This window comes from Luethyella okanaganae, assembly GCF_042660285.1.
GTDB lineage: Bacteria > Actinomycetota > Actinomycetes > Actinomycetales > Microbacteriaceae > Luethyella > Luethyella okanaganae.
Map to the genome: position 1 here is coordinate 689,680 of NZ_JBHSTP010000002.1, position 25,247 is coordinate 714,926.

The following is a 25,247-nucleotide window of genomic DNA, read 5'->3' on the forward strand; positions in this document are numbered from 1 at the left end:
ACGCGCGCGAGTAGAAGCTGAATCGAGAACTCGACGGAGTGCATCGAGGATCGTAGATCGACCCGCCCGGGGTTCGCCGACGAGTAGCGCATGCCGGCTTGGGTGAAGTTCTAACGACTCGAAACCGCGAAAGCGGTGGAGCTCAATCCTCGCAATACGCATTCAAGCGCCAATGCTCTGACGGTTCGCGCTGAATCGATTGCACTGAGGTCGGCCCGGCAAGCTAGATCGAATCAAGGTCGACACCGATCTTCGCTGCCGTCTCCTGGAGTGGGGTGCCCGGGCCAGTGGCGGCCCGGCTGCGCGCGATCTGTGCGATCTCAAGGTCCTCGATGAGGGGCAGCAGCGAGGCGTAAAGCTCGAACGGGATGATCACCGCCTCGGGCTTGCGGTGGGCGCCGAACACAAGCGGTTCGGCGGCGATGCCTTCGCGGCGGAACCGCTTCAGGGCTTTCGGCAGCTCGGTACGCGCCTCTCGGCTTGGCAAGACCGCGTACGCCGAGATAGAGGTCATGCCAAGATTGTATCCACCTTCGTGACCCCGAATGTGTACACATTCACCTGTTACACCGTTACGCCTCGTTGACTGTCATCGCTGCAAGTCGCACCATGTTGGCTCTCAATCCCTGAAGGCTAGTCGTGATGGCCCGGTGCCGGCCAAGCGGCGACTGTTCCACCCCATCCGTCGCCGAGGCCCCAACTTACGACGTCGTAGCTGCCTCGATCCGAGCTTGAGGCGCGCAAAGGTTGCCCTCTCAATGCAGGAAAGCCAGGACAAGTCTGCTGACGCCGCAGCTCTGGCCAACTTGTGTGAGACAAATCCCGCGGGAATGCAACGATCGGCTTGGAAGAATCCCTGATCACAGCGTCACGGTTGGCCAAGTCATTTGAGACGGGACATGTCCCGTTTCACTTGATTGCTCGAATTCTCACGTAACGCTTCCTATGTCTCAGAGGCTCTTCCATGTCCCACGGATTTGTCCCAACCCGGGCGTGGCTTCCACGAACGCACACTCGCGGTGGGACAGTGAGCGTGTCAGGTCTGCTAGCTCTCGGGCAATCAGGAGGACGAGGAGGACACGTGCATTCGTTCTCCATCCTTCGCTGGAGAAGCTTCAACCATGACGATCCAGCTTCGTAGTCTCAGTAGCGCGTCGCTCGACTACTTCACCCACATCGTGTATGAACACGACGGGGAAGCACTCAGCATCGACGCGCGAGATGCGCACCGGATCGATTTCGAGAACGCAGCACCGGTACGCACGTTTCCCTCGTGGCCGGGCAAACGGAACTACTCCGGCTTCTACTGGGCCGCGACGAACAATCGCCACATCGGGTTCGAGTCACTCACCGAGAAGACGGCGCTCATGCTCCTCGATCGCGATCCGAAGGTCATCGGAATATCGAGCCAGCCAATGTGGATTCTTTGGCCCAAGGACAGTGGGCACACCGCCCACGCGCCCGACTTCTTCGTCCGGTACGACAACGGCGAGGGCGTTGTGCTCGATGTACGCCCTGAAGCCCTGGTTGACGAGCGCAGCGCGGAGACGTTCGAGCAGACACGACGAAACCGACCTCAGCAACGGTCGGTACGCAATGAACGTTGCGGTCACCCGTGCAAAACAGAGAGTGACCATACTGACGCCCAGAGCCCGTCCATCACGGCTCCTCACCGAACGAACGACACCGACTGAGTAGGTTGCGCCACATTCGCGGCATGCATCCGGAGGACGCCTCACGTAAGGACTCGCGAACTTCCATGAGATACAACCATCGACACAACAGCTTCGCGCGATCCCTGAATCCCGTCTGTTAGCGGGAGAGACCTGTGAGAACTGGCGAGCTCCCGTGAGACTGGTCACTGTTTGTCCCGTTTCGCCCGAGTTGGCAAAGCCTCACTCGAGCTGATTGTTGTCTCATCCGAGCCGCCGGATGCCGAGAAGTTCGAGCTCACGCGGCGCATGTCTGCCGCGCTGGGGCGGGGCAGTTCGAGAATCCAATTGGCAGCGCTGACAATTTCTGCTAGCGTGAGCGCACCCACCTCGCATCGGGATCGGCCGATCGGAGGGTGCACTCACGTTCTGCCTACCCCGAACTAGGAGATTAACGATGATTCGTCGCACGCGTATTGCCCGTACCCTCTCCGCCGCGGTCGCCCTCGGGGTGACAGCGACCCTGGCCCTGACAGGCTGTGGTGCGGGCCAGGGGACCGCCGCCGGAGACAAGACCCTTACGTACTGGTCGATGTGGAAGACGGGAGAGCCGCAGCAGGTCGTCCTCGCCGCGGCCATCGAGAAGTTCGAGAAGAAGACCGGAATCACCGTTGACGTCCAATGGGCAGGACGAGAGGTCATCAAGCAAGTGACGCCGCGCCTCGCCGCGGGCAACCCGCCCGACCTGTTCGATCAGGGTGGAGGGCCAATCTCCGCCGCGTTCGTCGAGAGCAACGGGGTGTTGGGCCTCAATGATGTCTACGACAGTACACCGGATGGCGAGAAGGAGAAGATCGGCGATGTCATCCCTGAGGCGGTCAGCGCTCTCTACAAGAACAAGGACGGCGAGCCGATCATCGTCCCCTACGAGATCACGGGGTCGACGCTCTGGTACAACGGACTGAAGCTCCCGGACCTCAAGGTCTCGACCTGGGGGGAGTTCGTCGCAGAACTCGACGCGCTGAAGGCGAAGGGCGCCGCCCCGATCGCCATCGATGGCGATCAGGCCTACTACGAGGCGTACTGGTTCGTGTACTCCGCCATCCGTCACGGTGGGCCTGAGGTGCTGAACAAGCTTGCGGCAGACAAGACGGGCGCCGCCGCAGACGACCCTGCGATCCTCGCCGCGGCGAAGGACCTCTTCCCCTTATTGCAGGGCGGTTACCTTCCGTCCGATTTCGCCGGGACGAAGTGGCCGGCTCAGCAGTCGGCATGGGCCGACGGATCCAATGGCACGTCTTTCCTCTTGATGGGATCCTGGGCGCCGAGCGAGACGGGGACGGCGTTGAAGCAGTCGGGCCTCGACGTTGCGACGACGATCGACTACCGCTCTATCCCGTTCCCCGCTGTTGAGCGCGGTGTAGGGAATCAGATTTCGTGGGTTGATGCCTTTGGGTTCGCGATCCCGGCCAAGGCTCGCAATGCCGAGGCGGCCAAGGAGTTCATCCGCTTCTTCACTGCCAAGGAGCAGATGCAGGACATCGCGGCGAAGGCGGACAACCTGACGCCTCGCGCTGATGTGGAAGCGCCCGGCGAGCTTGCCGACTTCGCCGTCGAGTACAAGGCGTCGGCAGAGGCGGGGCAACTGGTGGCCGCCCCGGACGGATCCAACGTGAATGCACAGTGGTCCTCCCAGGTGCTCCAGCCGACGGTGGCAGACCTGTTCAACCGAAAGTTCGAGTCGCCGGAGGCCTTCGTCGCAGCCTTGAAGAAGCGCACCATCGATACCCTCGGGGCGCAGGGCTGAGATGTCCGCGATCTCGGTCACCGGAGGGCGACCTCGTACTCGTTCGAGTTCGCCCTCCGGGGGCGGTGCCTCCCTCGAACGTCAACGCCGCCGGATCTTCTGGCCCTTCGTTCTTCCCGCACTGTCCGCCTACGTGCTGTTCTTCATCGCTCCTGCGTTGTTCGGGGTGGTGGCGAGCTTCTCTGAGTGGCGCGGCGCGGGCACGGAGATGCGTTTCAATGGAATTGCGAACTACGTCCGATTGTTCCGCGATCCCTACTTCCTCTCCGCGTTCGCCAACACCATGTTGATCGCCTTTGTCTGTGGGGTAGTCGCCTTCGCGCTCGCCTTCTCCTTCTCGGTGGTGGTGCGTGAAATGCGAGCCAGGGTCACCATCCGCTCCCTGCTGTTCATTCCCTACCTCATCTCCCCGATCGCCACCGGCGTCGCCTTCGGGCTCTTGCTGGCGCCCCAGGGAATGATCAACACGATCCTGCGTTCGATCGGTCTCGGTACCCTCGCGATCGACTGGCTCGGGCCGGACAACCAGTTCCGCACGATCATGGCGGTGTTCGTCTGGCTCAATCTGGGGTTCTTCATCATCCTGTTGATGTCGGGGATCGATCGCATCCCGCCGTATTTCTACGAGGAAGCGGAGCTCGCCGGCGCCAACGCCTTTCAGAAGTTCGTGCACGTCACGCTGCCGCTCAGCTGGGACATCGTCACCATCGCCGTCGTCCTGTGGCTGATCGGCGCGATCAAGGTGTTCGATCTGATCATCTCGTTCAACGGTCTAGCCGGAGTCCCCGCCGCATCCTCCGCGACCCTCGCCATCGCGCAGTATGTTGCCACCGTCGGTGGACCTGTTCCCGCCTATCAGATGGGGTACGGAAGTGCCATCGGAGTGTTCATGGTCGTGCTTATCGGCCTGTTGGTCGTCGTGGTGAGGAGAGTGATGCGACGTGACGCTCTCGAGTTCTGATGTGCTGGTCGCCGTCCGAGCACGACCCTCTGTCAAGACTCGGGAAGGGCGCAGAAGAGAGGGTGGCGCGCGAAGCACTGGGTGGTTCGGCAAGGTCGTTGGGCCCATCATCTGGGCCGTGGCGATCTTCAACGTCCTTCTCTTCGCCTGGGTAGTGATGCAGTCGTTTCGCAACGGCTCGGAGATCTTCACCCGCCCGTTCGCGTTGCCTCGAAGCCTCAACTTTGACAACTACGTCAGTGCGCTCGACGCTGGTCAGCTCGGAACGGGATTCCTGAACACCATCGTTCTGTGCGTCCTCGCGACGATCATGATCGTCGTGCTCGCATCTCTGGCTGCCCAGGCTCTCAGCCGAACGAGGCACCGCGCCGCGAGTCCGCTGACGAGCATCTTCGTCATCGGGATGGGAATTCCCATGCAGGCGGTGATCGTGCCGATCTTCGTCGTGATGCAGACGATCAGCAGCTTCATGTATGCGTCTTTCGGCTGGTGGGACGAGCGGATCAGCGTCTACATCGTCTACGTCGCGACCGGACTCCCCTTCGCCGTTTTCTTGCTCACGGGCTACTTCCGGTCTCTTCCCACCGAAGTCGAGGAGGCCGCTGCGCTTGACGGGGCCGGCCCGTTGCGGTCCTTCTTCTCGGTGATCCTCCCCATGGCGCGGCCGGGGGTGATCACCGCGTTCATCCTCACCCTTCTCGGTCTGTGGAACGAGACTCTGGTGGCGCTGATCTTCATCACCGATAACGAGAAGTACACTCTGCCGGTCGCGCTGCTTGGACTCTACGGGACGATGCAGTACACCTCGAACTGGGGAGGGCTGTTCGCTGGAGTCGTCTTGGTGACATTGCCCATCCTTTTCGCCTACATGCTCGCGGGGAGACGCATCATGGAAGGCATGACGCTTGGCGCAGGAAAATGACTTCGTCTCCCAAGCCCTCACCGTCCCGCCCTCGTACGAAATGAAAACGCACCGATGACTGAACTCCGCCTCGAGTCTCTCGTCCTTCCGACCGCGCCCCTCGGAGAGGAGAATCCGCTCCCTCCGCTCTTCGGCACAGGGAACGTTGACTTTCAGGTCGACATGTCCGAGGCGCCGGACGTGATCCGTGACGGTTCGGTATACGGCCGTGTCCTTTCCGTCGCTCCGTACCTGATGCAGGATGGCTACGGACGTGACCGGCGACCGGTCGCGCACCCGGTCGCCGTGCTGGAGAACGAGTTGCTCACCGCGACATTCCTGTTGGATCAAGGGGGCCGCCTGCGATCACTGATCCATCGGCCGACAGGACGCGAGCTCTTGTTCCGCAACGAGGTACTTCAGCCCGCGAATCTCGCGCTGCGCAACGCCTGGTTCGCCGGTGGCATCGAGTGGAACGTCGGAACGATCGGTCATGCACCGGGAACGTACGCGCCAATGCACGCCGGTCGGCTCACGCACCCGGACGGAACGCCAGTCCTACGTCTCTGGGAGTTCGATCGCATCCGCGGCGTCGCCTTCCAGATCGATTTCCACCTGCCGCCCGACGCAGACACGCTCTTCGTGCATCCGAGGATCAGCAACCCCCGCGACGAGGACGTGCCGACGTACTGGTGGTCGAACATCGCGGTCCCGCAGACCGAGAAGACACGCGTCGTCGCGTCGGCAGACTCGGCCTGGTCTTACGCCTACAGCAATCGCTTGGAGACTCAGCCGGTCTCCGCGCTGGACGGCAGCGGGGATGTCAGCTACCCGAGTCGGAGTCCCTACGCGGCAGACTATTTCTTCGACACGGCAGGGGATCCCGCCCCGTGGATTGCCTCCCTTGATGAGGACGGTATCGGTCTCGGGCAGACATCGACGTGCGAATTGCGGGGACGGAAACTCTTTCTCTGGGGGAAGAGTGCGGGCGGAGAGCGCTGGCAGGAGTGGTTGTCTGAAAAAGGGCAGCGCTACATCGAGATCCAGGCGGGGCTTGCCCGTACCCAGTTCGAGCATGTTCTGTTGCCGGCGGCCGATTCTCTCTCCTGGGTCGAGGCATACGGGCGCATCGACGTGCCTGCCACCGAAGCCCATGGATCGTGGGAGCAAGCGCGCGACGCGACGGGGCGAGCAATGCGCGAACGGATGCCCATCGCCCGGCTCCGCGAGGAGCGCGAAGCCGGGGGGCTTCTCGCACAGTCTCCGGTGGAGGAGATCCTGCACACCGGATCGGGGTGGGGTGCGCTTGAACGCCGTGAACGATCGTCGAGGGGAGATCGCAGCCTGAGCAGTGCCTCGATACCGTTCGGCGACGACTCCTTGGGTGCGCTGCAACGGCCCTGGCTCGATCTGCTGGAGCGGGGAGCCTTCCCTCCCGCGAACCCTGCGGACTTTCCAGAGTCGATGCAGATCGCGGAAGGTTGGAACCTGAGGCTTGCGGCGAGTGGAGGCTGGCTGGAGTTGGCGCAGCGAGGGAGTCTCCTCGCTGCCAGAGGCGATCTTCGCGCCGCCGAGGCGAGCTGGCTTGACTCCCTTTCCGCTGTAGCAAACGTACTCGCGCTCCGCAACCTTGGGGCGTTGAACCTTCATCGGGGCGACGGCGCCGGTGCGCGGAACTGGTACCTTCGCGCGCTTGAGCTGGCACCTGCGAACCGGGGGCTCGTGATCGAGGCGTTGCGCGCGTTGCGGGCGGCCAATGACTTCGATGGCGCTCGCGCGCTGATCGCCGGCCTCAGCCCGGACCTGAGAGGTGACCCACGCATTCGCCTCGCCGAAGCGGCCCTCTGCATCGAAAGCGGTGACCTGGAGGGCGGTGGTGATATCCTCCAGGGCGGAATCGAAGTCCCTGATCTACGGGAAGGTGAGAACGTGCTCTCGGACCTCTGGATCGACTATCGCACCGCTGTCGTCGCTCGGGAGCGATCCGTCAGTGTGACGCCCGCGCTGAGGGCGGAGGTCTCTTCCCGTGAAGTCGTCCCGCGAGACTTCGACTTCCGGATGGTCATCTCCGACTCCGAGCTGATCATGCAGCGGAGCTGATATGGCAGAATCGCGTAAGCCCTCCGTGAAGGCCTCTCGGTCTTCCGGGCCGGACATGTTTGATGTCGCCGAGCTCGCCGGGGTTTCGGCCCAGACTGTGTCGCGGACTCTCCGCGGGTACCAACACGTCTCGGAACGAACTCGTAAGAAGGTTCTCGACGCCGTGGCCGAGCTGGGATATCGGCGCAATGCGGCTGCCGCCGCACTCGCCTCCGGGCGGAGCAGCGCTCTGGGCGTCGTCGGCCTGGACCATGGCTCCTTCCGATTCGATGTGATGTCGGGAATCGTCGGTGTGGCCGCCCAGCGTGGGTACACGGTGAATATGGCGACAACCGCGACTCTGGAGTCGAAGGATGTGACGCGAGCGATCTCGCGGCTGCTCGACCAGTCGGTGGCGGGTATCGTCTTGGCGTTCACGTTCACGGAGATCGATGCCGCTGCGGAAGCGTTGATTGCCGAGGTCCCGACGATCGCCGTCGGCGGCGATCGGAAGGACTGGGCCGATGCGATCGCGTTGGACAAGCACGCCGGGACGGGGAACGCGACCCGCTATCTTCTCGACCTCGGACACGAGACCGTGACCTATGTCGGCGGCTTGCGTGAACTCGGGCTCGCCGACGCCTGGCGGGCGGAGCTCGAACGCGCCGGGCGCCCGATTCCTGATGTCCTCGAAGGCGACTGGACTCCGACATCTGGCTATGCGCTCGGGCGGCGGATCGCCGACGACCCGACGATCACGGCCGTTCTCGTCGCCAGCGACGAGATGGCCTTCGGCGTCATGCGTGGTCTGCAGGAGGCGGGACGGTCGATCCCCGGAGAGATTTCGGTGATGGGCGCGGCCGACAGTCGCCTCTCGCCCTGGGTCTCCCCGCCGCTGAGTTCGGTCGAGGAACCACTGATGGAGATCGGCGCCCGCGCCGCACGCTATCTTCTGCACCGGATCGGGCAGGACGAGGGTCCGTTCGTGTCGGAGAAGATCGTGCCTCGGCTGATCATCCGTGCTAGCACGGCTGCTCCTGCCGTGAATTGATGCCGGGCCCTGAGGCCGGGTCGTGCGGCGAGCATTTCATCCGACTCCTCGGGTCTGCGGTCGAGTGGATCGACGGACTACCGATCGGCAACGGCCGGCAGGGCGTCATGGTGTGCGGTGGTGCGTCCGAAGACGTGATGCATCTCAACGACGCTCGGGGGTGGTCGGGCTCGGCGGCGTCGGCGCACCAAGGGCCGCGCATTTCAGGTGACCATGCACGGCAGGCGTTGGACGACGCACGCGGGGCAATCGCCGAAGGGCGCGGATTCGACGCAGGATCTCCGCTCCAAGCGTTGCAGCACCGTCACTCGCAGACCTTCCTGCCATTGGCCGCGCTCACCCTGAAGTACTCGATTTCCGGTGAGTCCATACAGGGGACGGTGGAGCGCGAGCTCGATCTGGAGCGTGCCATTCACACCGTGCGGACGGATCTCGGCGGTGACGAGGAACTCGTGCGTCGTTCCTGGGCGAGCCGTCCGGACGAAGCGGTGGTGATCGAGGTTGAGTCGCCGGTGCCCCTCGAAATCGCTCTGTCGATCGACTCTACTCTGCGCGTTCTCGCGAGAGAATCGGCGGAATCGTCGACCCGACTCCTGGTGCAGCTGCCGAGCGACGTTCCGCCGAGCCACGACGAGGTTCCAGGGTCGATCTCCTACGACGGGACACCAGGGGCCTCTTCTCGGGGAGCTGTCGTCGTGCAGTGGCGGCACGACGGCCGCGAAGTCGTGGTCGAGGGGAAGAGTCACATGGTCGGTGTCACTCGGTGCATCGTGGTGCTCTCGACGGCGATTGTCGACGATGGTCTCCCCCTGCCAGGTGCGCGCGTCGCGGCTGCGGTTGCAGTCGAGCGGGCTGATGCGGTCTGGCGACGGGGGATCGACGAGGTTCGTCGATCCCATGAGGCCGCGAACCGCGACCTCTACACCCGGGTTGGGCTCGAGCTCGGCGGAGCGCCGCCGTCGACCCCGACGGATCAACGCGTGTCGGCGGTCGCCGCGCGCGGTCTGTCCACGGACCCCGGGCTTGCCGCGCTGCTCTTCCACTACGGTCGGTACCTCCTCATCAGCAGCACGCGGGAGGGATCGCCTCCGCCGAATCTCCAGGGGATCTGGAACGCGCAGCTCCAGCCGCCATGGAGCAGCGCTTACACCATCAACATCAACCTCCAGATGAACTTCTGGCCGGCGGAGGTCACGCAGCTCAGCGAACTCGCCGTGCCGCTGTTCGACTTTGTCGACCTCCTCGCACAGACCGGGAGCGAACCAGCACTCCGCCTTCTCGGGACCTCGGGCTGGGCGGCGCATCACAACTCGGACCGGTGGGGTTACGCGCTGCCCGTCGGGAACGGGACGCATGACCCGAAATGGGCCTTCTGGCCGCTCGGGGGCATCTGGCTCGCGCGGCATCTTCAGGACCACCGCGAGTTCGGGGCAGTGTCGGCGGCGAGCGTCGAGGATTTCGCAAGAGAGCGGATGTGGGGTCCCGTTCGATCCGCAGCGGAATTCGCACTCGCCTGGCTGCGCGAAGACGGGAGGGGGCTGCACACTTCGCCCTCCACCTCACCGGAGAACGCCTTCATCGACCAGGATGGACGCGTGTCGTCTGTAGGGCGGTCGGCGACTCTCGATCTCAGCCTGCTTCGGGACCTGTTTCAGACCTTCGACGAACTGGCGAGCCTTCTGAACGTGATCGACGATCCTTTGGTCGCCACCGCTCGGCGAGTCTGGCCACGAATCCCAGATCCCTCGGTCACGGAGGACGGGCTGGTCGCGGAGTGGGAGGATGCGGGCCCCGATGAGGACCCGCAGCATCGCCATCAGTCTCATTTGTGGTTCCTCTACCCGGGGACGCGCCCCTTCCCCGTGGAACTCGAGGCGGCCGCCGGTCGGAGTCTGGACGTGCGGGGGAACGACAGCACCGGGTGGTCCGTGGTGTGGCGACTCGCCCTGCGAGCCCGACTGCGGGACCCTCTCGGGATCTCCCCTCTGCTGCGCTCGATGATCCGCCCGGCGGAGGACCAGGACGGCCCCTTCGCAGGCGGCCTGTATCGCAATCTGCTGGCGTCTCATCCGCCGTTCCAGATCGACGCGAATCTCGGATTCGTCGCCGCGACGGCGGAATTTCTCCTCCAGAGCCATCGAGGGGAGATCGAACTTCTCCCGGCGCTCCCGGCCGAGTTCGATGCCGCCGGCACGGTGAGAGGGCTGGTCGCCCGGCCCGGTGTCGTGGTGGACGTCGAGTGGCGCAGGGGCGAACTGGTTTTCGCGCGACTGCGCTCTCGCGTGGGCGAGAAGGTCGTCCTCGTCCGCTATCGGGAAGCGATCCTTCGTCTCCGGGTGGGGTCGCGCGCGGTCGTCGTTCGTGGCGAGGACTTCGCAAGCCGACTTGGGGGGCCCTGATCGAGCGGACGGAACCTCTTTGGACACGGCTCTTCCGGGAGCTCGAACTTTCGACTACGTTTGGCTTAGATTGTTACCGCTAACTATATAGGGACGATGATGACTTCTGCAATGACTTCAGCAATGACGAATACGATGGGGATCTTCGCGGGCGCCGTCGTGGGGCTGGGACTCCTGACAGCGCAAGCGGCCCCGCCGGCCTCGGCGGAGACGACACCGACGGGGATCACCTACTACGTCGACTCTGCCGGGGGAGACGACGCGCGCGATGGACGCTCGGAGGGCAGCGCCTGGGCATCGCTCGCCAAGGTGAACGCCACGACCTTCGCGTCCGGCGATGCAATCCTCTTCAGGTCGGGTGCGTCCTGGACCGGGCAGCTGCATCCGAAGGGGTCAGGTGAGGAGGGGCGGCCGATCACGATCGGTAAGTACGGCCAGGGAGCGGCCCCGAAGCTCGAGGGGCATGGCAACGTCGAGAGCGTCGTCTATCTCTTCAACCAGCAGCACTGGGACATCGGGTATCTGGAGGTCACCAACCGCGGCACGGCCTCGGCCACCGCGCCCCGTCGGGGAGTGCACATCCTCGGCCAGGACTATCAGGTCGGAGCATCAACGAATCTCTCGAAGGTCTCGACGCTGAAGGGGATCCGGATCCATGATCTAGACATCCACGACGTGAACGGCGAGGACAAGAAGGACGGGGACGGCAGCGCTGGGATCCAGGTCAGCGTGAAGGTCCCGGGGATGAACGCCCAGGGTATTCCGCCCACGAACACCGTGCGTCAGCGGACGAGCTACGACTCCGTGACGATCGAGAACAACGTGATCGACAAGGTCTCCCGGTCCGGCATCATCACCTGGACTGACTGGCAGAACCGCGCCGAGCTGGGAGACGGCCTCGGGTACGGTGAGAGCTCGATCACGCCCTTCACCCCTATGACCAATGTGGTGATCCGCGGGAACAGACTCACGCAGATCGGTGGGGATGGCATCGTTCCCCACCAGACGGTGGACGCCCTGGTCGAGCGCAACACGATCGCAGGATTCAACGTGACCTCCCAGGGGTACAACGTCGGCATGTGGACCTGGAACGGGGACCGTACCCTGTACCAGTTCAATGAGGTGTCGGGTGGCAAGACGACGATGGACGGCAACGCGTTCGACTTCGATCACGGGTCTCGCGGGGTCATCTACCAGTACAACTACAGCCATGACAACGAAGGGGGGACGCTCCTGTTGTGTGCGGACGGGCGGGCGACAGGAGGCGGCATCTATGACGGCGTCTTCCGCTACAACGTCAGCCAGAACGATCGCCATCAGCTCTTCTCGGTCTGCGGCGGTGCGAACCTCTACAACATGAAGGTCTACAACAACACCTTCTACATCGCCCCTGGTCTCTCGACCAAGGTCTTCCAGGCCGGGGGCGGCGCGAACCAGGTGGCCTTCAACAACAACATCTTCTACAACCTCGGATCCGGCGGATATGCCGCCAAACCCTCGTGGACGTACGATCACAACGTGTACTTCGGCAACAACACGCCGAGCACATCGGTGATCCCCGACGCCAATGGGTCGACGGCGGACCCGCTCCTCGAGAATCCAGGCAACGCGACGGGGATCGGGGATCTGAACGGATACCGCCTCACCACGGGATCACCGGCGTTGCGGAGCGGTGTGGTTGTCACAGGCCCCGGCGCCAAGGACCTCTGGGGCCACCCGGCCAACCCTGCTCGCCCAAACCGTGGTGCCCACGCAGGCCCGGGGACCCACCCATCGCCTCGCAAGGGTTGATCAAGAAACCCGGGCCTTGTGCAGGATTGACGTCGTGGACTCTACGCCGATGACCTAGGGCGTGTCTGGCAATTGCTCGGCCTGGGCGAGTTGCGTAGTACATGAGGTTGCGTAGTACATGAGGGCGGCTGGGCGCTATACAGTCGTGTGTCTGTCGTAGCAGGTCGCGAGACCGCGCCGTGGGGTGGTGCACAGAACCTGTGCTCGATCAGGGGGTTCAGTCGTGGTGTGGATGCGCGTTGCGTCAGTCGCGACGAAGCGCGGTGACGTATCGGCAGCCGACGGCGATGAGGGCTGTCAAGACAGGGATGAGCCAGAGCGCGGCGGGGAGTGACGTGGCGTGCGAGAGCAGGCCGATGAGCGGGGGGCCGCAGAAGATGCCGACCCATCCGATGCCGGAGACGACGGTGACCGCGAATCCGGGATGCGTGCCTTGCAGTCTGCCGGCTGCGCTGAACACGGTGGGCACGACCGTGCCGCAGCCGAGTCCGAGGACTAAGAAGCCGATGAGCGCGGCGGGGACTGTCCCGATGAGGAGGGCGCTGGCGAACACGACGGCGGCGACTCCGGTCAGGATCGGCAGGAGCACGTGCACGGGGAAGCGGGCGGTGAGGCGGTTGCCGAAGAGGCGGACGATGACCATGGCGAGAGCAAAGCTCGTGTAGCCGAGGCCTGCCGCGGCCGGTCCGCCGTCGAGGGATTCGCGGAGGTACACCGATGACCAGTCGGCCACGGCTCCTTCCAGGAGCAGGGTGGCGAACGCGATCCCGCCGAGAACGAGCATGACTGAGGACACGCGGTGTCGAACTTTCTGCGCGGCATCGGCGGTCGACTCCGCTGCGGGGTCGACGTCCGTCAGCATGCGGGTGCTCAGCCACAGACCGACGACGAGTGCAGGTGCGCCGATGATGATGAGTTGCAGCGTGAGGGATGTGCCGAGCGCAACCCCGGCTGTCCCGGTTGCGGCTCCGACGAATGCGCCGATGCTCCAGCTGGCTTGCATGCCGTTCATGATCGGTCGATCGCGCGCCTTCTCGACGGCTACGGCTTGGGTGGTCATCGCGATATCGAGAAGCCCTTGGAACAGGCCCCAAACGAGGAGAGCGCCGAACAGGGCCAACACGGAACCGGTCAGTCCGACGAAGGGGCCAGCGAGACACGAGCCGACGAGGGCAAGTTGCACGAGTCGGCGGCTGCCGAGCCGCGGTATGACAGCGGAGCTAACAGCGACGGTGAGCAGTGATCCGGCTGGAATGCCCAGCAGGGCGACGCCGAGCATGCCGTCATCCATCCCGATATGCGCCTTGACGAACGGAATGTGCGCCGTCCACGACGCAAAGAGCAGGCCGTGCGCGAAGAACACCGCCACGACGCCTGCCTGCGCGCGTCGGCCAGCGAGCTCAGTCAACGTCGAGGGGGCGATGTTTCCAGGCATGGCCGGACAGTACTGATAACCACCGACATCCCATCGCTCGACAGGGGTGGACTGGACACATGATCGTCTATCGCGCCGCTGTCCTCATCCACCCGACAATTGTCGGGTCCATGCGATGACGGCGTTAAGGACGACTGCTGCGCGGTAGTTGACGGCGTGCTTGTCGTAGCGGGTGGCGAGACCGCGCCTTGGTGTGGCAGTAGCGGCGCTCGATCACGTTGCGGTTCTTGTAGTCAGCAGAGAGGCCGCTCCTTGTCGCGCCTGACGCTCAGATGCGCCATCAGCGGAAGGAACATCGGTGAGTCGCCCGCCTGGCCGGGCGTGATCAGCGTCACCAGGGGCAGCCCCTTGTCATCGACGAGCTGGCGGATCTTGGTCGAGATGCCGCCGCGGGAGCGGCCAATGCCGTGATCAGGCGGCTCGACGAGCGGATTCATGTAGTTCGATCCAGCCCCTGTGGGGCGGGTCGTGTTCGTCGCATGCTGATGTGCACGGGCGATCGTTGAGTCCACCGACAGCGACCAATCGATCAACCCCGCCGCGGCGGCGGCGGTCAGCTTGCGGAGTAGGGCATCCCAGGTGCCGTCAGTCGCCATCCGGTGATGCCAGGTCCACACCGTCTGCCACGGCCCGAACGTCTCTGGCAGATCCCGTCAGGCGATCCCGCACCGATACCGATAGATGATCGCCTCTGTCATCGTCGAATCGGGGGAGATTTCCGAAGCCGGTCGCCTACGACGGCTCCGGCCTCGCGCGTTCGTAGGCGAACCGGTGAAAAGTGCGATACGGAGGCCGCTACCGGAGGTATCCGGATGGCATGCTCACGCACCCGACCCGAGCGGGTACGTGAGACAGCCGACCTAGAAGAGGTCGGGGCTCGGAGTCGAGGCCTGACGGATGGAGACATCCGCGTGGCGGTCGAAACGGTAGCCGACGCCGCGCACGGTGCGCACGATGTCCTCGTAGCCGCCGAGCTTGGCGCGCAGCCGGCGCACGTGCACATCGATGGTGCGTTCGTTCGGAACCTCGTCCTCGTCGGCGTTCCACAGCGACGAGATGAGCTCGGCACGGTCGATGGTGCGGCCTTCGCGCAGCACCAGGTACTGCAGCAGCTCGAACTCCTTGTAGGTCAGCGCCGCGGTCTCGCCGTCGAGCAGCGCACGCTTGCGCGAGATGTCGACGATCACGCCGGCCGGGTGACGGTCCGCTGCGTCTTCGGGCTGGCGGTACTTGGCGAGCGCGGCCGGGTCCTGCAATGCGAGCCGCACGACATCGACGTCGCGTCCGCCGGCGCCCTGCGGTGCGAGTGCAACGGCTGCGTAGGTCTCCGCGTTCGGCGCGATCTCGACGGCGAGCGCCTTGAGTGCCTCGACGATTCGGTGAAGGTTGGTGCCGGCGGCGGCGGCCTTGGCTTCGTCGAGACCGACGTAGAGCACGAAACCGCGAGCCTCGGTGCCCTCGGGCACGGCGCGGATGCGCGGGGCGGGGTTGGGGGTGCGCTCCGCGACCGCGGTCTCGAGGGGGGGCGGCGCGAGCGAAAGCTCGGGACGGAGGGCTGGGGCGAGCTGGGCGATCGACATGGGGAATTCCTTAGCTGTGATGATGTGGCGAACCCGGCGTGCGATGCGCTGCTGTCGTGTCGACAGCGGAGTCGAGGTCTTCTCGACGGGAGGGTTCTGACGTTCGGCCACGAGAGGGCCTGGGTGCGGAGACGTCCGGGTACGGCGCATCCGGGGAGTTCGCGCTAACGGCCCGGCGTTCGGCAAAGGCGAAGGGGAACTCGGCGAGGGTTCGCGTGTCAGCGACACATTCGACAACACAGCGATGCGCGGCCGGACATCATCATCCCGGCGTTCCCATGGGCCTCAAGGGAGGTCAGGGTGTGCACGTTGTCTGTCATGCGGGAAAGTAAAGCGGAGTGTTACGCCCTGTGTCAATTCGATGACGCGAGATGACGCCGATTGCGCCGCACATGGTGCGCATGGGCGGTCAGCTATCGGCATGATCCATGATCGATGACGCATTTATGGAAGATTTTTCACAAAAGAATGGATTTATCGGATTTAATTGATAGATCTCGTCACCGGCGTGTCCAATCTCGAAGATCATTCGTCGCTCGCTGAGGATTCCCTGCGCCGCATCCAGGAAGCGAGGAGCCGAGATGACCGGGTCGGGCGTCATGCAGGCAGACAACTCCGAACTCGGGCGTCTCGAAAACGTGAGCGAGAGGGCGGGAGCTGTGCGGCGGAGCGCGAGGACTCCAGCAGCGCCGACCGGGTGCTCTACACGGTCCCGTAGAGCCGGTCGCCGGCGTCGCCGAGGCCGGGGACGATGTAGCCGTGCTCGTTGAGACGCTCGTCGAGGGCGCCGAGCACGATCGTGACCTCGCGACCGGCGAGCGCCTTCTCGACGGCGGCGAGACCCTCGGGGGCGGCCAGGATACAGATCGCCGTGACATCCTGCGCCCCGCGGTCGAAGAGGAACTCGATCGCCGCGGTGAGCGATCCGCCCGTGGCGAGCATCGGGTCGAGCACGAAGCACTGCCGATCGGCGAGGTCCTCTGGCAGTCGCTCCGCATAGGTCGTCGGCTCGAGAGTCACCTCGTTGCGAGCCATTCCCAGAAACCCGACCTCGGCGGTCGGGAGCAGCTTGACCATGCCATCGAGCATGCCGAGGCCGGCGCGCAGGATCGGAACGACGAGCGGCTTCGGCTTGCCGATGCGCACGCCCTGCGTCTGCGCAACGGGGGTCCGGATCGTCACGGGCTCGACGCGCACGTTGCGGGTGCCCTCGTAGGCGAGCAGTGTCATGAGTTCTGCGGTGAGTGCCCGGAAGATGGGGGAGGGCGTCGATTCGTCGCGGAGCACCGTCAGTTTGTGCGTGATCAGCGGGTGGTCTGCAACGTGGACTCGCATAGGCTCGAGTCTAGTTCGGCGCGGCATCCGCCGTCCGACGCAGGAGGTACGGATGTCGCTCAACGCGCAGCACCGCGAATGGATGCTCGCTGCCATCGCCGAGGCGCGCGCCGCGCTCGCGAGCGGCGACGTCCCGGTCGGGGCGCTCGTGACCGATATGGATGGCCTCGTGCTGGGCCGAGGACGTAACGAACGCGAGTTGCACGGCGACCCGACCGCGCATGCGGAGGTCATCGCGATCCGGCAGGCATCCGCGGCTCTCGGGGACTGGCGCCTCACGGGTTGCACCCTCATCGTGACTCTGGAGCCGTGCGTCATGTGCGCGGGGGCGATCCTCGCCGCTCGGATCCCCGTGGTGGTCTTCGGAGCCTGGGACGAGAAGGCCGGGGCCTCCGGGTCGGTCTACGACGTGCTCCGCGATCGACGCCTCAATCATCGGGTCGAGGTCTTTCCCGGTGTCGAGGAGGCGCAATGCAGTCGACTCCTCACTGACTTCTTCGACGATCCGAGGCGTCGCGCACCCGCATGAGGCGTGCCGGTGGCTCGGGGAGGAGCTCAGTCGACGCGTCCGGTCGAGGGCGGAGGGCGTCAACCGATCGCCGATGCTCAGCCGGAGGATGCGGCGCGGTTCTCCAATCCGTCGAGCCATTCCCCGAACAGCCGACGCGAGGCCTCCTGCATCCCGGCCGAGTAACGCTCGCGCTCGCGGCGCAGCTCATCGGCATCGACGCCCTCCGCCATCAGCTCGTCCGCGGATGCCTGCAGCCAGGCCTCGTGCATCTCCGGGGTCATCTCGGGGTGGAACTGCACGGCGAGCGCCCACTCGTCGATGCCGAACGCCTCGTTGCCGTACTGCGGGGATCCGGCCAGGCGCGTCACGCCCGGCGGCAGGTCGAAGGTGTCGTTGTGCCATTGCATGACGGGCACGCCGGTCATGTGACGCAACGGCGATGCAGCGCCGTCCTCCGTCGGCTCGACGGTGCGGTAACCGATCTCGTTGCTCGGGCCGCGATAGACCTCACTGCCGAGCGATCGGGCCATGAGCTGTGCGCCGAGGCACACGCCGAACACCGGTTGGCGTGCATCCAGCCGTGCCTTCAGCAGCACGATCTCGTCGAGCAGATAGGGGTGGTCGGCGTGTTCGTAGACGCCCATGTTGCCGCCGAGAACCACGACGAGGTCCGCCTTCGCCGGGTCGACGGCCGCGACATCCGCATGCGGGGTGTCGACGATGTGCACCTCGTAGCCGTGCTCGCGCAGCACCGGTTCGAGGTTGCCGAGGTGGATGCTCTCGTGGTGCCGCAGCACGAGAGCGGTCTTGCTCATTCGAGTCCCTTGATGACGATGGCGTCGGTCGGTGGATTGTGCCCGGTCATGACGTTGTACACGTCGGGCTCGATGTAGACGACCCGGGCGACGGGAACGGCGGCCCGGATGCGCTGTTCGATCGCGTCGATGCCGCTCGCCACGTCGGCGAAGCGCGTGGAGGCCGGCACCGACACCTTCGCGCCGACGAGCAATTCCTCCGGCCCGAGATAGAGGGTCTTCATGTGGATGATGAGGTCGGTCTCGGGGCCGTCGAGGATGGCATCCTCGATCGCGGCGACATCTCCGGGGTTCGCACCCTCACCGACGAGCAGGCTCTTGGTCTCGATGCCGAGCACGACGGCGACGGTGATGAGTAGGGTCCCGATGGCGAGCGTTCCGATCGCGTCCCAGAAGCCGTTTCCGGTGAGGATGGTCAGGCCGACGCCGATGAGGGCGAAGACGAGGCCGAGCAGCGCCGCGATGTCCTCGAGCAGCACGACCGGCAGTTCCGGCGCCTTCGCGTGCCGGACGAACGACACCCAGCCTTGCTTGCCCCGCACATGGTTGCTCTCCTTGATGGCGGTGCGCAACGAGAACGACTCGAGCACGATGGCGATCACGAGAACGAGAATCGGCAGCCACCACACCTCGAGCGGGTGGGGATGCTGCAGCTTGCTGATGCCCTCGTAGATCGAGAACATGCCGCCGACAGAGAACAGGATGATCGACACGACGAAGGCGTAGACATAACGCTCCCGGCCGAAGCCGAACGGATGCGTTGGCGTCGCCTTCTTCGCGGCCTGGCGCCCGCCCAGCAGGAGGAGCAGCTGGTTGCCGGCGTCGGCCACCGAGTGCACGCTCTCAGCGAGCATCGACGACGAGCCGGAGAAGGACCACGCGATGAACTTGGTCAGCGCGATGCCCGCGTTCGCCAGGAAGGCGGCGATGATCGCCTTGTTTCCGCCCGATGCACTCATGCTGCAATCCTAGGATGGTCTCGTGACCACTCAGTTGCCCACCATCGCCTTTCTCGGCGCCGGCTCCATGGCCCGCGCGATCCTGACGGGGCTGCTCCAGCCCGGGATCGAGGTCGTCGGAGGCATTCGCACGACCAATCGCAGCGCCGCGAAGGCCGCCGAGCTCTCCGCGCTCGACGGGGTCACCGCCTTCGCGACCGAGGAGGACGCCGACGCGAACCGCATCGCGGTCCACGGAGCGAAGATCGTGGTCGTCGCCGTGAAGCCGGCGATGGTGCCCGAGCTGCTCGCGGAGATCGCGGATGCCCTGGAACCCGGTGCACTCGTCGTGAGTGTCGCGGCCGGGGTGACGGTTGCGACCTTCGAGGCCCTTCTTCCCGCGACCGTGTCCGTCGTCCGTTCGATGCCGAACACGCCCGCCGTCGTCGGCAAGGCCGTCACCGGGATCTCCGGCGGCTCGCGGTCGAGCGATGCGGATCTCGCGCTCGCCGTCGCTCTGTTCGAGACGGTCGGTGCGGTGCTCGTCGTTCCCGAGGACCAGATCGACGCGCTCAGCACGATCTCCGGCTCCGGCCCGGCCTACGTCTTCTACCTGATCGAACAGCTCACCGCCACAGCCGTCTCGAAGGGATTCACCCCCGAGCAGGCGGCGATCATGGTCAACGGCACCTTCCTCGGCGCGAGCGAGCTGCTCGCGTCATCCGGTGAGCAGCCCGCGGAGCTGCGCCGCCGGGTGACGAGCCCCAACGGCACGACCGAACGGGCGATCCGGGAACTGGAGAGAGTCGACCTCAAGGCGCTCTTCGACACCGCGACGGACGCTGCCCTCGCGCGGGCGCGGGAGCTCGCAGCCGGTTAGCCGGCGCCTCGCGTCGCTGGGCGGCTGGAGGTGAAGCGACGCGCCGACGTCCTGTCACCTCAGCCGCCGAGCGACGCGAACCTCTCGAGATCGCCTTCTGTGCCCGAGGCGATGATGAGGTCATGATTCGAGACGATGGTGTCCGCCGTCGCATAGGTGAACGGCTTGCCGGGGCTCTTCACGCCCACGACGGTGATGCGGTGCTTGCCGCGCACCTGCGACTCCGTGAGGGACAGCCCGCGAATCGGCTTGGGCGGGTACATCTTCACGAGTGCGAAGTCGTCGTCGAACTCGATGAAGTCGAGCATTCGCCCGCTCACGAGGTGGGCGACACGCTCGCCGGCCTCGGCCTCGGGGTAGATCACGTGATTGGCGCCGATGCGCTCAAGGATCTTGCCGTGCGAACGCGAGATCGCTTTCGCCCAGATCTGCGGGACGCCCAGGTCGACGAGGTTTGCCGTGATGAGCACGCTCGCCTCGACGGACGACCCGACCGCGCAGACCGCGATCGAGAAGTCCTGTGCGCCGATCTGACGCAGTGCGTCGATCGAGCGGGCGTCGGCCTGCACGGCGTGGGTCACCCGTTCCGACCACTTCTGCACGAGCGCCTCGCTGTCGTCGACGACGAGCACCTCCCGGCCGAGTCGATCGAGTTTTCCGGCCGTCGCGGCCCCGAAGCGTCCGAGACCGATCACAAGGACGGGGGCGTCGTGTTTGATGCGATCAACCAACGATGGGCCTCTCTTCCGGGCGCTTGAACAACTGCCGCCGCTGGCTCGCCGCCAGGGCCGCCGCGAGTGTCACTGTACCAATGCGGCCCATGAACATGGTTGCGGCCATGACGTACACCCCCTCCGGCGGTAGCGAGGCGGTGAGCCCTGTCGACAGGCCACATGTGGCGAAGGCCGAGATCACGTCGAACAGCACGTAGTCGAACGGCGCCTTCGTGATCTGCAGGATGATGATGCTCGAGACGGCTACGATCGTCGCGCCCCAGAGCACGACGCTCACGGCGAGGCGCAGGATGTCGCGAGGGATCCGTCTTCCGAAGGCCTCCATCGACTCGTTTCCCCTGGCCTCGGCGAAGGCGGCGAGGAAGAGCACGGCGAGCGTGGTCACCTTGATGCCGCCGGCCGTCGAGGCGGATCCACCGCCGATGAACATGAGCATGTCGCTCACGAGCAGGCTCGACCCGTGCAGATCGTCGATGTTGATGGTCGCGAAGCCGCCTGAACGTGTCATCACCGACATGAAGAGCGCCTGGAAGACCGTGTCTGCGGCATTGTGCTGGCCGAAGGTCTTCGGATTGTCGTATTCGAGGAGGATGTAGAGCAGGGTGCCAGCCACGAGGAGCAGCGCGAACGCCAGAAGAGTGATCTTCACGTGCACCGACCAGCGTCGCGGATGCCGCCAGCCGCGGACGAGCGCGTAGATCACGGGGAAGCCGATCGCGCCAAGCACGACGCCGAGCATGAGCGCGCCGAGGAACAGGTAGTCGTTCGCCCACGGCGTGAGCGCATCGGGGTTCGGGTTGAACCCTGTGTTCGTGAAGGCCATGGCGGCGTAATAGAGGCTGTGCCAGGCAGACTCTCCGATGGGCACGCCTACGGCGAGCATCCGCGGAAAGAGCAGCACCGCGACGATCGCCTCGATGACGAGGGCGCTGATCGCGACCGTCAGCAGCAGATTGCCGACCTCTCCCAGGCGCACGGCCTGCCCTTCGTTCACCGGACCGACATGGATGCGCGACGGATTCGTGTCGCTCGCTGCCATGAGCTTGGCGCGCAGGCCGAGCCGCCGGGAGATGACGAGACCGAGGATCGATGCGAGGGTCAGCACCCCGACGCCGCCGATGTTCACACCGACGAAGACGAGCACATCACCGAGGTCCGACCAGTGGGTGGCCATGTCGACCGTACTCAGACCCGTGACGCAGATGACGGAGACCGCGGTGAACAGGGCGTCTGCGAGCGGTGTGATCGTGCCGTCGGCCGAGGCGATCGGAAGGGAGAAGAGCACTGTGAAGAGCAGCACGAGCGCCGCGAAGACGAGGATCGCGAAACGCGCCGGCGAGCGGCCCGCGAAGGCGTCGAGGCCGTCGCGGAATCGCGCCGGCCATGAGCGCGCATCGCTCAGGGGTCGTCGCGCGGCGACAGCACTGCGCATCGATTTTCCTTCGCTGAAACGGCGTCTGGCCTGAATGGTCATGGTACTCCCCGCGGGGAATGACTACCCTTGAGGCCATGGCGGACATCTTTGACGTGGTGGCGGATTCGACCCGACGGGACATTCTGGGCATTCTGCTCGAGAAATACAACACCGACGGCGACTACGAGGGAGAGATCAGCGTCTCCGAAATCGTGGCACAGCTGGGCCTCAGCCAGCCGACAGTCTCCAAGCACCTCAAGGTGCTGCGCGAGGCAGGCCTCGTCGGGGTGCGTGAGGAGGGGCAACACCGTTACTACCATCTCGACTACGGGCCGCTCGAAGAGATCGAAGACTGGCTCATCCCGTTCTTGAGCGTCGATTTCGACACGGTGATCGGTGCGGCCGACGAGGGGGCAGTGCTCAAAGACGAGCAGCGGGCTTTCGCCGCAGCTCTCGGCAAGGCATTCGCCGACACCTCGTTCCAGGTGACGAGTGTCGTGAAGGACGCCACGAAGAAGAAGCGTCGCTACGCGTAGTCGTCGAGCGAGCTGATGGCCATCGAGTGCTGGCTGTGGTCTCGGTTGGGCGCTTTCTCCATCGGCTGGGCGCGGCGAAGCCTCCTCTCCGAGCCGCCGACGTCCGAGATGGTCTAGACGCCGGGCATCCTTCGGCTTTAGAGTTTTCTCACATACTCCAGTCACATCAGTCACGGGAGTTACAGAACTCGGCATCGAGTTCGCCGACAGGGGGTTGGAAGTCATGGCACGCGATCTTTCCGATGTGCGCTTCCTCACCGTCGCCGAGGTGGCCGACATGATGCGCGTCTCCAGAATGACGGTCTATCGTCTCGTCCACTCGGGAGAGCTGCCGGCGATCCGCTTCGGGCGCTCGTTCCGGGTGCCAGAATCCGCGGTCGTGCAGGTGTTGCGGCACCACGTGGCCGATAGCGCTTGAGAATCCGGTGAACGGATGCCGCGACATCCGGTAGACTGGGCACTTCGTGTCGGCCGCACTCTCGTGGTCAGTCCAATTCTTGTGAGGTTTGTGTGGGTTCCGTAATTAAGAAGCGCCGCAAGCGCATGGCGAAGAAGAAGCACCGCAAGCTGCTTCGCAAGACTCGTCACCAGCGTCGCAACAAGAAGTAGCGGTCGCCGACCGTTGCTGGCGCAAGCGCTAGACCCGTTCGGGATCTAGCGCTTTTTGCTGCGCTCGGAGCGATCCGTGGCTGCACGCCGTGTCTCCCTGAGCGTCTCCGGTCGCGTCGTCATGACGGGCCAGGCGCGGGCGATCGCGTATCGGCGCAGTGTCGCATCCGGATTCACCACGACGGGGTTGCCGACCAGGTTGAGCAGCGGGATGTCGTGCCGCGAGTCGGAGTACGCCCAGCAGTCGGCGAGGTCGACCCCGGATACCGCCGCGCGGGTCTCTGCCGCATCCGCCTTGTGCTGGCCGTGCAGCACGGTGCCGATGAGTCGTCCGGTGTATACGCCGTCGACCGATTCCAGCACTGTGCCGAGAGCGCCGGTCAGCCCGAGTCTGGCGACGATGACATCTGCCACCTCCTGCGCCGTAGCGGTGACGAGCCAGACCTCCCGCCCCGCGGCGACATGCTCCTGCGCCAGGGCGACGGTCTCGGGCCACAGGTGGGGCACGAGCCTCTCGTCGAAGACGTCGTTGGCGAGCTGGATCACTTCCGAGCGATGACGCCCGACGGCGAGTTCGAGTGCGCGTTCGCGGATCGTGTCGAGGTGCCTCCGGTTCTCGCCGACGGCGACGAAGCGCGCCTGCTTCCACCCGAAAGCGAAGACGTCGCGCGCGGTGATGAGTCGGCGTCGCCAGGCGCCGACTCCGACATGGTAGAGACTGGCGCCCTGCATGAGCGTGTTGTCGACATCGAAGAACGCTATTGCGGGCTGAGGGAGCTCGGGCATGACTAAGGCAGTCTAGACCGCATCGAGCGTCTCCTCGCGCCGACGATGCGGCGGTCGTTGGCCGTATCGCACCCTTCAGAGAGGGCACCAACCGCAGCTTCGCCGCGGAATGTCACCGCGCCCGCGAACCCGACTCCATCTAGGGTTGAATCGTGTCCAGCACGATTCTGACTCTCATCGGCAAACCCGGCTGCCATCTCTGCGACGACGCTCGCTCGGTCGTCGGTGCGGTCGTCGCCGAACTGGCGGCGAATCCTGATGCCCCGTCGATCTCCCTCGAGGAGAAGTCGATCCTCGACGATCGTGCGTTGCACGAGCGCTTCGTCGAGGAGATCCCCGTGCTGCTGATCGACGGCAGAGTCCACAACTATTGGCGCATCGACCCTGTGCGCCTGCGATCCGCTCTTCTGGAGGCTCGATGACCATCCGTCACGTCGTCACGTGGAAGCTCGCCGAGAGCGACCCGAGTGAGAGAGCCGCGCAGGCCGAGCGCATCGTCGCGGCCCTCGAGGCGCTACCGGCGCAGATCAGCGACATCCGTTCCCTGCAAGTCGGGGTCAACTCGATCGGACCGGAACGGAACTGGGACGTCGTGTTGATCGCCGACTACGACGACGCGGCTGCGCTCGAACGCTACCAGGTGCATCCTGCGCACCTTCCGGTCGTCGGCCTCATCAAGCCGCTCACGGCGGAGCGCAGCTGCGTCGACTTCGAACTGGTGCTCTAGCTCTGCAACTCGACGACCTCGGCGTCGGCCGCGTTACGACGGACCGAGTCGATGCCGTTGAGCGCACTCGCCTTGGCGTTGTATCCCTGCGAGCTCGCGATGACCTCGCCGTTTCCGGCCTTGAGGTTGAAGCGCCAGTCGCCGCCCTTGTCCTGGAACAGCTCGAATTTGCCTGCCATGATGCCCGCTTTCTGCATGGTTGCGTGGTCGGCCACGTCGACCGCCAGCATCAGGATATGTACGGGGTTGCTGTCGCGCCAGAGGCAGAACGGATCCTGAGAGAACACGAAGCGACCGACGGGTGAA

At 64.9% G+C, this 25,247-nt stretch carries 26 protein-coding genes and 2 pseudogenes; 15 read left to right on the top strand and 13 right to left on the bottom strand.

Annotation, left to right across the window (positions count from 1 at the left end; translation table 11 throughout):
* Positions 1-21 precede the first annotated feature (21 nt).
* Together ACFQB0_RS10920 and ACFQB0_RS10925 are read right to left on the bottom strand one after the other, a co-directional pair.
* Positions 22-162, bottom strand: a pseudogene (locus ACFQB0_RS10920) (ATP-binding protein); the annotation flags it as partial.
* A gap of 61 nt (positions 163-223) precedes the next feature.
* Positions 224-514, bottom strand: a complete 291-nt coding sequence (locus tag ACFQB0_RS10925) for a hypothetical protein (RefSeq protein ID WP_386731291.1) — start codon at positions 512-514, stop codon at positions 224-226.
* A gap of 607 nt (positions 515-1,121) precedes the next feature.
* On the opposite strand from ACFQB0_RS10925, the gene ACFQB0_RS10930 reads away from it, so the two are divergent.
* The 8 genes from ACFQB0_RS10930 (at position 1,122) to ACFQB0_RS10965 (ending at position 12,641) form a co-directional block, all read left to right on the top strand.
* The gene (locus ACFQB0_RS10930) at positions 1,122-1,694 is read left to right on the top strand and encodes a TnsA-like heteromeric transposase endonuclease subunit (RefSeq protein WP_386731294.1); all 573 of its coding nucleotides are present in this window, start codon (positions 1,122-1,124) and stop codon (positions 1,692-1,694) included.
* A 415-nt stretch (positions 1,695-2,109) separates the two neighbouring features.
* On the top strand, positions 2,110-3,459 hold the full coding sequence (locus ACFQB0_RS10935; protein ID WP_386731297.1) for an ABC transporter substrate-binding protein: 1,350 nt from the start codon (positions 2,110-2,112) through the stop codon (positions 3,457-3,459).
* 1 nt (position 3,460) lies between these two features.
* A complete protein-coding gene (locus ACFQB0_RS10940) occupies positions 3,461-4,420 on the top strand; it encodes a carbohydrate ABC transporter permease (protein WP_386731299.1) in 960 nt (319 codons plus the stop codon).
* 118 nt (positions 4,421-4,538) lie between these two features.
* Entirely contained in the window at positions 4,539-5,342 is an 804-nt protein-coding gene (locus ACFQB0_RS10945; RefSeq protein WP_386731302.1) for a carbohydrate ABC transporter permease, read from the top strand.
* A 54-nt stretch (positions 5,343-5,396) separates the two neighbouring features.
* Positions 5,397-7,421 (top strand): DUF5107 domain-containing protein, encoded by a 2,025-nt coding sequence (locus ACFQB0_RS10950; protein WP_386731305.1) that lies wholly within the window; start codon positions 5,397-5,399, stop codon positions 7,419-7,421.
* 55 nt (positions 7,422-7,476) lie between these two features.
* Complete coding sequence (locus ACFQB0_RS10955) at positions 7,477-8,451, top strand: LacI family DNA-binding transcriptional regulator (RefSeq protein WP_386731308.1); 975 nt, start codon at positions 7,477-7,479, stop codon at positions 8,449-8,451.
* Positions 8,451-10,850, top strand: coding sequence for a glycosyl hydrolase family 95 catalytic domain-containing protein (locus ACFQB0_RS10960; protein WP_386731310.1), 2,400 nt, complete (start codon positions 8,451-8,453; stop codon positions 10,848-10,850). The genes ACFQB0_RS10955 and ACFQB0_RS10960 overlap by 1 nt, the downstream gene beginning before the upstream one ends.
* Before the next feature lie 123 nt (positions 10,851-10,973).
* Complete coding sequence (locus ACFQB0_RS10965) at positions 10,974-12,641, top strand: hypothetical protein (protein WP_386731313.1); 1,668 nt, start codon at positions 10,974-10,976, stop codon at positions 12,639-12,641.
* A gap of 244 nt (positions 12,642-12,885) precedes the next feature.
* On the opposite strand, the gene ACFQB0_RS10970 is transcribed toward ACFQB0_RS10965, so the two are convergent.
* The 5 genes and pseudogenes from ACFQB0_RS10970 to upp form a co-directional block, all read right to left on the bottom strand.
* Complete coding sequence (locus tag ACFQB0_RS10970) at positions 12,886-14,076, bottom strand: MFS transporter (protein ID WP_386731316.1); 1,191 nt, start codon at positions 14,074-14,076, stop codon at positions 12,886-12,888.
* An 84-nt stretch (positions 14,077-14,160) separates the two neighbouring features.
* Positions 14,161-14,816: pseudogene (locus ACFQB0_RS10975) on the bottom strand (IS5 family transposase); the annotation flags it as partial.
* Positions 14,817-14,936: 120 nt separating this feature from the next.
* Positions 14,937-15,656 carry a winged helix-turn-helix domain-containing protein gene (locus ACFQB0_RS10980; RefSeq protein WP_386731319.1) on the bottom strand — a complete coding sequence of 240 codons (720 nt, stop codon included), beginning with the start codon at positions 15,654-15,656 and terminating at the stop codon, positions 14,937-14,939.
* 409 nt (positions 15,657-16,065) lie between these two features.
* Positions 16,066-16,257: a hypothetical protein gene (locus ACFQB0_RS10985; protein ID WP_386731321.1), complete on the bottom strand. Its 192-nt coding sequence runs from the start codon at positions 16,255-16,257 to the stop codon at positions 16,066-16,068.
* Positions 16,258-16,358: 101 nt separating this feature from the next.
* Positions 16,359-16,991 carry a uracil phosphoribosyltransferase gene (upp, locus tag ACFQB0_RS10990; RefSeq protein WP_386731323.1) on the bottom strand — a complete coding sequence of 211 codons (633 nt, stop codon included), beginning with the start codon at positions 16,989-16,991 and terminating at the stop codon, positions 16,359-16,361.
* A gap of 52 nt (positions 16,992-17,043) precedes the next feature.
* Between upp and tadA the strand changes: the two genes are divergently transcribed.
* Positions 17,044-17,520: a tRNA adenosine(34) deaminase TadA gene (gene tadA, locus ACFQB0_RS10995; protein ID WP_386731325.1), complete on the top strand. Its 477-nt coding sequence runs from the start codon at positions 17,044-17,046 to the stop codon at positions 17,518-17,520.
* 77 nt (positions 17,521-17,597) lie between these two features.
* Here the strand turns inward: tadA and ACFQB0_RS11000 are convergent, their stop codons facing one another.
* Both ACFQB0_RS11000 and ACFQB0_RS11005 read right to left on the bottom strand, forming a co-directional pair.
* Positions 17,598-18,317 carry a glutamine amidotransferase gene (locus tag ACFQB0_RS11000; RefSeq protein WP_386731327.1) on the bottom strand — a complete coding sequence of 240 codons (720 nt, stop codon included), beginning with the start codon at positions 18,315-18,317 and terminating at the stop codon, positions 17,598-17,600.
* Entirely contained in the window at positions 18,314-19,276 is a 963-nt protein-coding gene (locus ACFQB0_RS11005; protein WP_386731329.1) for a cation diffusion facilitator family transporter, read from the bottom strand. The genes ACFQB0_RS11000 and ACFQB0_RS11005 overlap by 4 nt, the downstream gene beginning before the upstream one ends.
* A 22-nt stretch (positions 19,277-19,298) precedes the next feature.
* Between ACFQB0_RS11005 and proC the strand changes: the two genes are divergently transcribed.
* On the top strand, positions 19,299-20,135 hold the full coding sequence (proC, locus tag ACFQB0_RS11010) for a pyrroline-5-carboxylate reductase (protein WP_386731332.1): 837 nt from the start codon (positions 19,299-19,301) through the stop codon (positions 20,133-20,135).
* 59 nt (positions 20,136-20,194) lie between these two features.
* On the opposite strand, the gene ACFQB0_RS11015 is transcribed toward proC, so the two are convergent.
* Both ACFQB0_RS11015 and ACFQB0_RS11020 read right to left on the bottom strand, forming a co-directional pair.
* Positions 20,195-20,866, bottom strand: coding sequence for a potassium channel family protein (locus ACFQB0_RS11015; RefSeq protein WP_386731335.1), 672 nt, complete (start codon positions 20,864-20,866; stop codon positions 20,195-20,197).
* Positions 20,859-22,301, bottom strand: a complete 1,443-nt coding sequence (locus ACFQB0_RS11020; protein ID WP_386731336.1) for a TrkH family potassium uptake protein — start codon at positions 22,299-22,301, stop codon at positions 20,859-20,861. Before ACFQB0_RS11020 ends, ACFQB0_RS11015 begins: the two co-directional genes overlap by 8 nt.
* 77 nt (positions 22,302-22,378) lie before the next feature.
* Here ACFQB0_RS11020 and ACFQB0_RS11025 point away from each other — a divergent pair, with 77 nt between their 5' ends.
* From ACFQB0_RS11025 to ACFQB0_RS11035, 3 genes are all read left to right on the top strand, one after another.
* Positions 22,379-22,819: an ArsR/SmtB family transcription factor gene (locus ACFQB0_RS11025; RefSeq protein WP_386731338.1), complete on the top strand. Its 441-nt coding sequence runs from the start codon at positions 22,379-22,381 to the stop codon at positions 22,817-22,819.
* Positions 22,820-23,042: 223 nt separating this feature from the next.
* Positions 23,043-23,237 carry a helix-turn-helix domain-containing protein gene (locus tag ACFQB0_RS11030; RefSeq protein WP_386731341.1) on the top strand — a complete coding sequence of 65 codons (195 nt, stop codon included), beginning with the start codon at positions 23,043-23,045 and terminating at the stop codon, positions 23,235-23,237.
* Positions 23,238-23,329: 92 nt separating this feature from the next.
* Positions 23,330-23,428 carry a 30S ribosomal protein bS22 gene (locus ACFQB0_RS11035; protein WP_003792170.1) on the top strand — a complete coding sequence of 33 codons (99 nt, stop codon included), beginning with the start codon at positions 23,330-23,332 and terminating at the stop codon, positions 23,426-23,428.
* A 45-nt stretch (positions 23,429-23,473) separates the two neighbouring features.
* On the opposite strand, the gene ACFQB0_RS11040 is transcribed toward ACFQB0_RS11035, so the two are convergent.
* Positions 23,474-24,214, bottom strand: a complete 741-nt coding sequence (locus ACFQB0_RS11040) for an HAD family hydrolase (RefSeq protein ID WP_386731343.1) — start codon at positions 24,212-24,214, stop codon at positions 23,474-23,476.
* Between the two features lie 152 nt (positions 24,215-24,366).
* On the opposite strand from ACFQB0_RS11040, the gene ACFQB0_RS11045 reads away from it, so the two are divergent.
* Entirely contained in the window at positions 24,367-24,636 is a 270-nt protein-coding gene (locus ACFQB0_RS11045) for a glutaredoxin family protein (protein WP_386731346.1), read from the top strand.
* A complete protein-coding gene (locus ACFQB0_RS11050; protein WP_386731348.1) occupies positions 24,633-24,941 on the top strand; it encodes a Dabb family protein in 309 nt (102 codons plus the stop codon). The genes ACFQB0_RS11045 and ACFQB0_RS11050 overlap by 4 nt, the downstream gene beginning before the upstream one ends.
* On the opposite strand, the gene ACFQB0_RS11055 is transcribed toward ACFQB0_RS11050, so the two are convergent.
* The gene (locus ACFQB0_RS11055; RefSeq protein WP_386731351.1) at positions 24,938-25,228 is read right to left on the bottom strand and encodes a YegP family protein; all 291 of its coding nucleotides are present in this window, start codon (positions 25,226-25,228) and stop codon (positions 24,938-24,940) included. The genes ACFQB0_RS11050 and ACFQB0_RS11055 overlap by 4 nt on opposite strands.
* Positions 25,229-25,247: the final 19 nt, after the last annotated feature.